We start from the raw sequence: 9,523 nt of genomic DNA on the forward strand, positions 1-9,523 counted from the left end.
AATAAAAGACTGGATAATGCACACGTAGAAAATGGCATATTAACCATTGAGGCTAAGAAGGAAAAATATAAAGAGGCAGATTATACCTCGGCAAGCTTGATTACCCTCGGCAAACAGCATTTTAAATACGGCAGAATAGAAGTTAGGGCCAAAGTCTATAAAGGTGCTGGCGGCTGGCCGGCGATCTGGATGCTGGGTACCAACCGGGGTCCGGTGAAATGGCCGGATTGCGGGGAAATAGATATTCTTGAATATGTAGGAAAGGATTCCACCCAGGTGTATGGCACCGTGCATTTTGCAGATGCTGGGGGTAAGTATAAACATGAAGGAGAGAAACCCGTTGTGGGCAAACCTTATGAGGATTTTCATGTGTATGCGATAGATTGGAATGCGGACAGGATTGAATTCTATTACGATGACCTCAAATACTTTGTATTCGATCTGGAAAAGGCAGATAAAGAAAATGAGAATCTTTTTAGAAAAGATTTTTACCTGTTGCTTAACCTGGCGCTGGGCCGAAAAGGCAATCTGGGTGGGCCATTGGACGATGATATACTGCCTTTAAAGTATGAGGTTGATTATGTAAGGGTTTATCGATAATGGTATTATTTCTCTGCAGTAGCCCTCTGCAAGGAGGGCTACTTTTGTAATCTTGCTGTTCTCTCCAGCCAAATCTTCTTGTATTGCTCTTTGTATTTTTTAGACAGAAAGGGCTTGTCTATCATAATGAATGTAAAGGTCAAGATACCCGAGCGGGTATAGTAGCTAAGTGAGTTCCATTTTTGGAATTTGCTGGTTCCAAAATTAATGGTTATACAGTCCAATAGTGGAAAGTAGCCCTCTGCAAGGAGGGCTATTTTTGTATTATAATAATCGGATATATGGTACAAAAGATATTACAATTGATGGTTTACAGGAAGAGTAAACGCACTTCTAATTTGGTCTTTAAGAGTGAGGATGGGGAGTTCAGGATCGAGGGGATGCTGGATGGAATGAGGCTGGTGGCTGGTCTCGAGCAGCTGAGGCTAGCGGTTATTGCCGGGGGTGGTAAGGTGAGCTGGTTTGAGCTGTTTGATATTCATGGTAATGAGTGGTTGCTGGAGGTACGGTGTGTGAACAGGGTTGTGGCGGTGCAGCTTTGGTATAAAGGTAAGGATGACGGGGTATTTACGGATTTCTGCTGGGATGGTGGTGTGGGGGAGTTTGACAGGGCTGTTCGGAGATTGAGGTCTTTTGAAAAAATTCAGTGACGGTTAAAAATGGTGAGCTCCTCTAGGGCTCGGGTTTCAAGGCGCTGAAGGGCGCATGAAACCAATGCCCATCAGAGTCACCATTTTTAAAGCCGCTGAGGTACTGAATTTTTTGCGAAACAAAAGACAGTACAATCTGACATACAGCAATGGTCAAACAGAGGGGGAAGTGGGAAGAAAAAAAGGAAGGGGGTAATTATGTAGCAAGCAAGCAAAGGCGGGGAAGCTGAGATATCCCGAAGCTAGTTCGGGAGTAAACACTCAGTATGACGACCGCAAAAGAAATAAGGGTTTTGACATAAGTTCAGAATGTGAAAGAAGATTAAATTTTATAAAAGAATGGGTAAATATTTAAAAGGGATCTTGGGAGCATTTTCAGGATTGGTTGGTAGTGTTGTTGGTGCAACCTGGAATGGGATTGATGTGATGCGGAGCAGGCCGAAGAAGTCTAGTAAGCCGCCGACGCTGGCGCAGATGAAGCAAAGGGACACGTTTGCGTTGATGAGGGGGTTTTCCCGTGAGGTTTCTGATATCATCAGGATTGGTTTTCAGGCTTATCGTGTGGGGCAGACGCCGGACAATGCGGCTTTCAGTCTGAACATTGAGAATGCGGTTACGGGGGTTTATCCTTCGATTTCGATTGATTATCCGGAGTTTGTGTTGAGCAGGGGTAATTTGCTGGATGCGCCGGAGATCACTGTGGCGACGACGGAGGATGCGCAGCTGGATTTTAGCTGGCTGAACAATGCTGATGTGGCTGACCCGCTGAATACGAACAGTACGGACAAGGTGTCGTTTGTAGTGTACAATCCGTCGAAGCAGAGTTTTGCGAAGAAGGTGGGTGCGGCGGTAAGGTCTGCTTTGAGTTATGACATGGTGGTTCCGGCTACCTGGTCGGGCGATAATGTGCATATCTGGGCGTTTTTTGTGAAGGCTGATGGGAAGGTAGTTTCTGACTCGGTTTATCTGGATGCGACGGTAATCATGTAGGGTTAAAACTGGTGAACTCCTCTAGCGCTGCATTTTTAAGGTGCTTCGCACATAAAAATAATGCGCATCGGAGTCACCAGTTTTAAAGGAAAAGCAGGGAGGTTAAGCGTTTCGTTAATTAGGCGGTCGTCATGCTGAATTTTTTCAGTAGTTCTCATTGATTTTTGTCTTCAAGAGGGCTAAAGCCGTTATCTCAGCATCCGGAAGAGAAAGGCTAATCGACATAATGTGAATAGCAAGGCTGGGATCCTGAAATGAATTTACTGCGTAGCTTTCCGCTGCGCTCCAGGTCAGGATGACGATCGCTTTAAAGTAAAGTATGGTGCATAAAAAAGAAAGAAAATAAATAGGTGGGCAGATGCCCGCTGAAATGTTCTTTGAAAATTGTTGTTAGAAAAAGTAGTAGGTCTCAGAAAATTGGAAATGATTTCAAATTATTGATAATTAATACAAAATATTTCTTATTGGTTAATTTGTGTGGTTTTAGTTATATTTGCTAGTAACAACTAGCTTATTATGACAGAAATACAAAAGGCTTTTGAAAGTGAGGCCATCCAATCGAAAATATATATTTTTCGCGACAAGCAGGTAATGATAGATAGAGACCTAGCGGAACTTTTTGGTTTGGAAACAAGAAGTCTTAACCAAGCAGTCAAGCGGAATATCAAAAGATTTCCTCAGGAATTTATGTTTCGGCTAGATGATGTGGAGTTTAAAAATTGGGTATCACAATCTGTGATACCCAATAACGAAAAGATGGGCTTACGTATTTTGCCCTATGTGTTCACAGAGCAAGGAATAGCAATGCTGTCTACCGCATTACGCAGTGATACAGCTATAACAGTTAGTATTCAAATTATGAATGCTTTTGTGGAGATGCGCAGATTTTTAAGGGAAAATTCTGAGGTGCTTATCAGATTGGATAATGTAGAGCAGAAGCATATTATTCTGCAGTATGAAACAAATAAAAAATTTGATCAGGACTGCTAAAAGCTCCATTGTATTGATTGACAACTATGTTGACGAGACGGTTTTGAATTTGTTTACCAAACGTGCCAAGGGTGTTTCTTTGACGATTTATACTAAAGACATCAGTAAGCAATTATTGCTGGACAAAAAGAAGCATGACCAGCAATATGATCCGGTTATCATTAAACAATTTAAAAATGCGCATGACCGGTTTTTGATTATTGATGGTACAAGTGTGTATCATATTGGGGCTTCGTTAAAGGATTTGGGAACCAAGTGGTTTGCTTTTTCGAAAATGGAAATGTCTGCTCTGGGTTTGCTAAGTAAGCTCTGAAATGATAACTTTTCTAACAACGATTTTATGTGGATGCGACGGTCATCATGTAAGGTTAAAACTGGTGAACTCCTCTAGCGCTCGTGTTTTACTCGAAGTATCAATTGATTTTTGGTCTCGTAGAGCGCCCTTCGGTTGGTTTAAGGCGCTGAAGAAGCGCATAAAACAATGCACATCGGAGTCACCAGTTTTAAAGGAAAAGCAGGGAGGTTAAGCGTTTCGTTAATTAAGGCGGTCGTCATGCTGAATTTTTTCAGTAGTTCTCATTGATTTTTGTCTTCAAGAGGGCTAAAGCCGTTATCTCAGCATCCGGAAGAGAAAGGCTAATCGACATAATGTGAATAGCAAGGCCGGGATCCTGAAATGAATTTACTGCGTAGCTTTCCGCTGCGCTCCAGGTCAGGATGACGATCGCTTTAAAGTAAAGTATGGTGCATAAAAAAGAAAATGATATGAAAACATTGATAATAAACAGGGGGTTGTACCTCCTTAATCTCTTGATGGGGATTAAAAAAGAGCACCGGTTGTTGGTGGTCTTGATGGTGTTGTGGGGTGTGGTGACGGAGTTTTGGAGTAGCCCGGAGATGACTGCGGGGATAAATGAGAGTGTGCCGCTGATGGTGGTGCTGAGTTTGATCAGCTTTTTGATCTTGCTGGAGTTGGTTTGGTGGTTGTTGAACAGGTTTTGGAACCGGGTTGGTTTGCCGGGGATTGAGGTATTGGTGATTTATTATAGGAGGATGGTAGAATGGCAGCAAGTCATGTTTTACTGGGCTTCATTTGCGCTGTTGTTGTTGGCGGGAGTGGGTTGCCTGGCGGCGGTGGTGTAGGAAGAGGGCATGACGTGTTAGAGATTGCCAGGGCAGAGGTTGGTGTTAGGGAAGTGGGACAGAATGGCGGGAAAAGGGTTGCTGAGTATTTGGCTTATACGGGAATTATAGTTCCGGCTCCTTATTGTGCCAGCTTTGTGAGTTGGTGCTTTGGTCAGGCGGGGTATAAGGAGCCGAGAACGGCGTGGTCTCCGGCTTTGTTTCCGAAAGATAGGGTGGTGGAGATTGCTTCGATGCCTCGCAATGACGAGCGCGGGTTGGTGTTTGGGATTTATTTTCCAGAGTTGAAAAGGATTGGTCATGTAGGTTTTGTTGAGGTGGTGAGGGGGGAATGGATCCAGACGATTGAGGGGAATACGGGGCCGGAAGGTGGCAGAGAGGGAACGGGTGTGTTTCGCAGGTTAAGGCATAAGAGGACAATCAGTAAATATTCAAATTGGTTAGGTAATGGCAAGATATAAGAATGGAATTAATGGAGCTTTTCGCGGAAAAGTAGGAACAGTCGTTGGCGCGAGCTGGAGAGGGATTGATTATGTGAGAGGTGTAGCTGATACCTCGAAAGTAATATGGTCTGAGGCGCAGATCAACCAGCGTGTTTTGTTTGCTTTGGTGGTAAATTGGCTCAAGCCTTTATGGTCTGTCATTAACCTCGGATATCAGGTGTTTAAGAAACGAAAAACGCCGCTCAATGCGGCTATTGGCTATCACATGAAGGAAGCTGTGAAAGGTGAGGCTCCGGACTTTGAAATCGAGTTTTCTAAAGCAATTTTTAGTGTTGGCGAGTTGCTGCTGTCCCTAATTAAGGAGCTGGTCGCTTTGGGCGATGCAATGCTGCGGATCAGCTGGGACAATATTGCGGAGAGTGTTTATAATTCTGGCAGCGACCGGGCGATTTTTATTTTATATAATCCTGATAAGCAACTGTTTGTAAGCTTTGTCTATTGTGCGCTGCGAGCTCACCGGCAGGTGTTATTGCAACTGCCGGAAGGGTTTGCCGGTGATGCGGTTCATTGTTATATGTTCTTTACTAATGAAAAAGGGGATAAGGTGAGTACGAGTCAGTATTTGGGCGAAGTGGTGGTGGTTTGAACAGAATTTGAGAATTGGAGATCGCAATTTGCGACCTCCATTTAACCTGACATCAAAACAAAATATTGGGTAATATTACAAAATTAGGTATGATTGTTAATTTATTTGACTATATAATATTGTAAAAAGAAAATTAAAATATGTATTATGAGATATTCTACTTATTTTTGCATCAAACACCGAGAATGGATACGCCCGATTATATTATTACGGAAGGACATCAAACACCAATAGCCCATAAATATTTGCCAGAAATTTTTAATGAATCTACCACAATATCCCTTTCAGGCAAGTAGTGATTTTCAAACTTATTCGTTTTATAGCGATGGGCCAAATGGTAAGATTAAGAAAGTGGTTATTTATTCCTTATTCCAGGAAAATCCTTTAATCTATAATTTGGCTTTTGGAGATGAAAATCCCAACACAGGAATAATTTGTGACACCGTGAATAGTACATGGAAACCATCTAATCTATGCAACTGGAAGCACCCTACCCAGAACCAGGTTGTATCAAATGAGTATAAGCAGACTACTTGATGAAATTAGTGCAGAATTTAGTGTTTATGGTGCCATTGGGACAGAATTATTCAAGTTCAAAAGAAATGTCAACTACCAGGCATTCTTGGTAAAAAGGAAATAATACAATATATTTGATATACGAAAACGAAGGAGGAAAATATGCCGACGGCTAAAAATGTGAGAATTTCAGGAAAAGATTATTCCAAAGTAACTGTAGTTTCCAGTGACCGGAACTACGCTAATGATCCTTTTGTTATAAAAAAAGTAGAACAAGCAAAACAATTTATGAGTAAGGTGAAGTTACCTGATCATTTAAAGAAATAGGGACCGGAAAATTATTCTTCCACAAAACAATATCCCTGTAGTACTTCAGGGCACGCTGCTTAAGATCACCATTCTTTACTGTTTCTTCTATTACCCCAATTAGCAAAATTAATCTGCTGATTGTGTTACATCTCCCATATTGAATATCTTAGGAGTGTATGAAAAACATCGCTATCCAATGTTCCTGAAATCAAGCAAAAGGAATTCGATGAAATCCTCAAAATCATCAGGGAAGAAGCAAATCCTGAGAAGGTAATCCTGTTTGGTAGCCACGCCAGGGGCAATTGGGTAGAGGATGAGTATGGATGAGATAAATTAAATGTTAAAATAAGTTAATCATTTTAACAGTATTCATTAAGTTGATAACTTAGTGTAGTAAATTAATTTCTAACATAAATAAACATTATGAAAACACTTAAAGTTATTACACTATTATTAATTACATTCATCACACAGCGTGTGATGGCGCAGGAAAATGCCAGGTCAAAAGGCAGCTATTTTAATATTACCGAGTTTGGCTATCACATGGGGACCCAAAGATGGAAATACAGCCCGCAAGGCGGTAATTTTGCGCAGGTCTTAAGTCTTAGAACTATAAACGGTATCTTCCTAACGGAAAAATTTTCTGTTGGAGTCGGTTTAGCTCTGGAAGGTTATAAAATACCCAACGCCGGATTTTTTCATGAGAGTGCTTTTCAGATTTTTGGAGACGCTAGATATTACTTGAAAAATGAAAAAAATACTCCTTTTGCTTATGCGGACTTTGGTCACTCCATACAGATCAACGACAATTTCCTGAAAGGGATAAATATGGGTGCTGGCGTGGGATATAAATTTTCCCTCGGAGGCAAAACTGCTTTTCAGACGAGCCTGGGATATAGTCAACAGAACAACAAAGCGAGATTTTATAATGAACGCTATCCTACTGGCACGTTAAAATTCGGCTTTTTATTTTAAGGTTTTGGAATTGACTGTGCTGATGATCGGTAATGTCAACGCTCGAGAATAGCAATCTATTTTAACGTTCTCATTTAAGTTATAGAAAGCTGTTTTTGGTTAGACGGACCTCGAACACGCAGATTGGAGCACTTTGATTTTTGTCAACGTTGTACCAAGGGAGTTCACATAACGGGGCAAAGGCAATTGCTATATTAGTGATATGATGACTGGCTAAGGCATCTGTTAGCAGTGAACATAAAAGAAACGTTTTATCCAGCCTGACTCTTATGCTGACTGTAGTAGTTTGTTTACCTGTAGTGGCTCAGCTAAAAAATGGCGCTCATCGCGCTAGCTTTTATGGCGAATGGAAATTAAACAAGTCGAAAAGCGAACTTGCCGGGCAGTTTCCTGTGTGTATATTCGGGGAAGGTGATGGCATGTTTTCTAATACAATGAAAATAACCGGATATAAAGACTTTCTAGCTGGTGGTCAGATGATGGTCTAACTATCATTGTCAACTCGCTTAAATCCTTCTATACAAAAGGTAAGGAACCAGATGTTAAAGTAAGAGAGGTTTGGAAGTTGATCAATGATGGTAAGTCTATGTCGGTCCAGGTTAACGCCGGCAAGAATATAAGGAAGTTTGTGTACGATAAACAATAGATCCAGGCCGCTCACTCTTGGGGAGAAACGATGGGGGTGGGAACATACACATATATTCACCCTCTTTTAATCTCCATAAGTTCTCCATACCTCCTGCGGTTAAAAGTACCTCTCTAACCGCAGAAGCTATGCCCGATAAGCGCAGGACTAGCGCAGAAGAGCTAAGCTAGTCCTGCTATAGCAGTACATCATTTAGCTGGCAAAGTTAATAACGAAGCAACCAATTTGGCAGAAAACCAAAAAAACGTTAACTTACTGCTATCTAAATCTATAGCCATGTATAAGAAATTCTTATTCGCAACAATATCGTGCCTGATCATATCGGTCATGGTACAGGCACAGACGCCAAAAGACAGCATTAAAGTGACTTATTCCTCAACTGTAAATAAGACTCCGGTACAGCCAACTTATTATATTGATAGTGTGCCAGTTAGTAAGAAAGTTTATACAGGAGGCATCGGCCAAGATGAAATTGCCTCAATTACTGTAGCGGAAGACAGTGCAGGCGGGAAAATATATATCAACCTGAAAAAAAGGATCGAACGCAACTTCCTAAGTTTGAAACAGGTCAGCGACAAATATGTTAAGTCAGCTGTTTCTAAATTTCTATATACCATTGACGGTACGCTGTTCACTGATGAGGAAACCACACTGGACGAAAATTACATCCTGAGTATTCATGTTGTACATCCGGAGTCCAGCCCGTTTTTGAAAGAAAATAAACTGGCAATTGTTCAGATCTTAACCAGGTCCAAAGAGAATTTGGAAAAGCAGCATCAAATTCGCATCAGAGGAGCTGCTTCCAGATAATTTCTATCACCCTTTTTGTGAGTTTAGGTGCCAGCTGGTTTTCCGTAAAAACTGTTCCCAGTTCAAGGTATCAGGATTGATGGATCTGCTCCATTGCAAGTCGCGGTTTGAACCGAAATAACCATACTCGACGGCATACTCCACCATGCCTATAATTTCATCTACCAAAAGAACATTTGATTGAAAATCAGGGAAATAGTACAGGAAGTCCTCCCGGCTATAAGCGGAACGATAGGCTGCTTTTTTACCCGTCACCCGTGAAAAAGTTTCGACCATTTCCTGTGGTGTGATCAGATCACCGACAACGGGAAGGGAAAGCCCCTCATATTGTTCAAAATTATCAAAGATCTCCAGCACGGCCGCACCAGTCGCGGTACGCGGATCGACAAATGGGGCACGGAAATCTTCCGGCAAATAAATAGGGAACAACAAAGTGTCACCGTCCGGAACCGGCGTATAAAATTCCGGCAAGTTGGTAAAGAAAAAGGCCATTTGAATGAAAGCGCTGCTGACGGGCAGCGTACGGACATATTCCTCGATTTTCGCTTTGTCCGTAAAATGCGGAGCGTACTTCGTCCCGCCGGTAATCCGTTTAACATTTTCCAGACTGCTGAAGATGAGCTGCCGCACACCTGCGGCGACCGCCGCATCTGCCAATTGTCTGCCCAGGTCGAATTCGTGGGTATCAGGCGGCGCAATACCCGGGGTCATGAAGAAAATGCCATTCGAGCCTCGAAAAGCTTCAGTATATTCGGGCTGAAAGCCAAGATCAAGTGGAATGTTGACTAGTTCAGCCCCCTTTGCA

Annotated in this window: 15 protein-coding genes; 14 read left to right on the top strand and 1 reads right to left on the bottom strand. The window is 42.1% G+C overall.

The features are described from left to right. From VK541_RS18565 to VK541_RS18610, 14 genes are all read left to right on the top strand, one after another. Positions 1 to 600, top strand: a 600-nt coding sequence (locus VK541_RS18565) for a glycoside hydrolase family 16 protein (protein WP_324371885.1), incomplete at its 5' end; no start/stop codon positions are given. 281 nt (positions 601 to 881) lie between these two features. Then, the gene (locus tag VK541_RS18570) at positions 882 to 1,250 is read left to right on the top strand and encodes a hypothetical protein (RefSeq protein ID WP_324371887.1); all 369 of its coding nucleotides are present in this window, start codon (positions 882 to 884) and stop codon (positions 1,248 to 1,250) included. Positions 1,251 to 1,589: 339 nt separating this feature from the next. Next, positions 1,590 to 2,240 carry a DUF6266 family protein gene (locus VK541_RS18575; protein WP_324371889.1) on the top strand — a complete coding sequence of 217 codons (651 nt, stop codon included), beginning with the start codon at positions 1,590 to 1,592 and terminating at the stop codon, positions 2,238 to 2,240. A gap of 516 nt (positions 2,241 to 2,756) precedes the next feature. After that, positions 2,757 to 3,230, top strand: coding sequence for an ORF6N domain-containing protein (locus tag VK541_RS25755; protein WP_349254766.1), 474 nt, complete (start codon positions 2,757 to 2,759; stop codon positions 3,228 to 3,230). Next, the gene (locus tag VK541_RS25760) at positions 3,196 to 3,543 is read left to right on the top strand and encodes a hypothetical protein (protein ID WP_349254767.1); all 348 of its coding nucleotides are present in this window, start codon (positions 3,196 to 3,198) and stop codon (positions 3,541 to 3,543) included. The genes VK541_RS25755 and VK541_RS25760 overlap by 35 nt, the downstream gene beginning before the upstream one ends. A 452-nt stretch (positions 3,544 to 3,995) precedes the next feature. After that, on the top strand, positions 3,996 to 4,373 hold the full coding sequence (locus tag VK541_RS18585; protein WP_324371890.1) for a hypothetical protein: 378 nt from the start codon (positions 3,996 to 3,998) through the stop codon (positions 4,371 to 4,373). Next, entirely contained in the window at positions 4,292 to 4,834 is a 543-nt protein-coding gene (locus tag VK541_RS18590; RefSeq protein ID WP_324371891.1) for a CHAP domain-containing protein, read from the top strand. The genes VK541_RS18585 and VK541_RS18590 overlap by 82 nt, the downstream gene beginning before the upstream one ends. Beyond that, a complete protein-coding gene (locus VK541_RS18595) occupies positions 4,821 to 5,462 on the top strand; it encodes a DUF6266 family protein (RefSeq protein ID WP_324371892.1) in 642 nt (213 codons plus the stop codon). Before VK541_RS18590 ends, VK541_RS18595 begins: the two co-directional genes overlap by 14 nt. A gap of 261 nt (positions 5,463 to 5,723) precedes the next feature. After that, positions 5,724 to 5,999, top strand: coding sequence for a DUF6934 family protein (locus VK541_RS25860; RefSeq protein WP_414692628.1), 276 nt, complete (start codon positions 5,724 to 5,726; stop codon positions 5,997 to 5,999). After that, the gene (locus tag VK541_RS25865; RefSeq protein WP_414692629.1) at positions 5,977 to 6,102 is read left to right on the top strand and encodes a DUF6934 family protein; all 126 of its coding nucleotides are present in this window, start codon (positions 5,977 to 5,979) and stop codon (positions 6,100 to 6,102) included. The genes VK541_RS25860 and VK541_RS25865 overlap by 23 nt, the downstream gene beginning before the upstream one ends. A gap of 416 nt (positions 6,103 to 6,518) precedes the next feature. Next, positions 6,519 to 6,614 (top strand): hypothetical protein, encoded by a 96-nt coding sequence (locus VK541_RS25870; RefSeq protein WP_414692630.1) that lies wholly within the window; start codon positions 6,519 to 6,521, stop codon positions 6,612 to 6,614. 96 nt (positions 6,615 to 6,710) lie between these two features. Next, positions 6,711 to 7,262 carry a hypothetical protein gene (locus VK541_RS18600; RefSeq protein WP_324371893.1) on the top strand — a complete coding sequence of 184 codons (552 nt, stop codon included), beginning with the start codon at positions 6,711 to 6,713 and terminating at the stop codon, positions 7,260 to 7,262. Positions 7,263 to 7,531: 269 nt separating this feature from the next. Next, complete coding sequence (locus VK541_RS18605; RefSeq protein WP_324371894.1) at positions 7,532 to 7,750, top strand: hypothetical protein; 219 nt, start codon at positions 7,532 to 7,534, stop codon at positions 7,748 to 7,750. 434 nt (positions 7,751 to 8,184) lie between these two features. Then, the gene (locus tag VK541_RS18610) at positions 8,185 to 8,718 is read left to right on the top strand and encodes a hypothetical protein (protein WP_324371895.1); all 534 of its coding nucleotides are present in this window, start codon (positions 8,185 to 8,187) and stop codon (positions 8,716 to 8,718) included. Positions 8,719 to 8,724: 6 nt separating this feature from the next. Here VK541_RS18610 and VK541_RS18615 read toward each other — a convergent pair. Then, positions 8,725 to 9,523 (bottom strand): NmrA family NAD(P)-binding protein (locus VK541_RS18615; RefSeq protein ID WP_324371896.1); only part of this gene is annotated, 799 nt, incomplete at its 5' end.

The sequence above is a fragment of the Pedobacter sp. genome (assembly GCF_035317785.1).
Lineage (GTDB): Bacteria > Bacteroidota > Bacteroidia > Sphingobacteriales > Sphingobacteriaceae > Pedobacter.

Excerpts from the sequence above, each read along its gene's own strand:
- VK541_RS18610 (WP_324371895.1), top strand. The coding sequence starts at position 8,185 with ATGTATAAGAAATTCTTATTCGCAACAATATCGTGCCTGATCATATCG.
- VK541_RS18600 (WP_324371893.1), top strand. The coding sequence starts at position 6,711 with ATGAAAACACTTAAAGTTATTACACTATTATTAATTACATTCATCACA.
- VK541_RS18570 (WP_324371887.1), top strand. The coding sequence starts at position 882 with ATGGTACAAAAGATATTACAATTGATGGTTTACAGGAAGAGTAAACGC.
- VK541_RS18605 (WP_324371894.1), top strand. The coding sequence starts at position 7,532 with ATGCTGACTGTAGTAGTTTGTTTACCTGTAGTGGCTCAGCTAAAAAAT.
- VK541_RS25755 (WP_349254766.1), top strand. The coding sequence starts at position 2,757 with ATGACAGAAATACAAAAGGCTTTTGAAAGTGAGGCCATCCAATCGAAA.
- VK541_RS18575 (WP_324371889.1), top strand. The coding sequence starts at position 1,590 with ATGGGTAAATATTTAAAAGGGATCTTGGGAGCATTTTCAGGATTGGTT.
- VK541_RS18595 (WP_324371892.1), top strand. The coding sequence starts at position 4,821 with ATGGCAAGATATAAGAATGGAATTAATGGAGCTTTTCGCGGAAAAGTA.
- VK541_RS18590 (WP_324371891.1), top strand. The coding sequence starts at position 4,292 with ATGGCAGCAAGTCATGTTTTACTGGGCTTCATTTGCGCTGTTGTTGTT.
- VK541_RS25760 (WP_349254767.1), top strand. The coding sequence starts at position 3,196 with ATGAAACAAATAAAAAATTTGATCAGGACTGCTAAAAGCTCCATTGTA.
- VK541_RS25860 (WP_414692628.1), top strand. The coding sequence starts at position 5,724 with ATGAATCTACCACAATATCCCTTTCAGGCAAGTAGTGATTTTCAAACT.
- VK541_RS25865 (WP_414692629.1), top strand. The coding sequence starts at position 5,977 with ATGAGTATAAGCAGACTACTTGATGAAATTAGTGCAGAATTTAGTGTT.
- VK541_RS18585 (WP_324371890.1), top strand. The coding sequence starts at position 3,996 with ATGAAAACATTGATAATAAACAGGGGGTTGTACCTCCTTAATCTCTTG.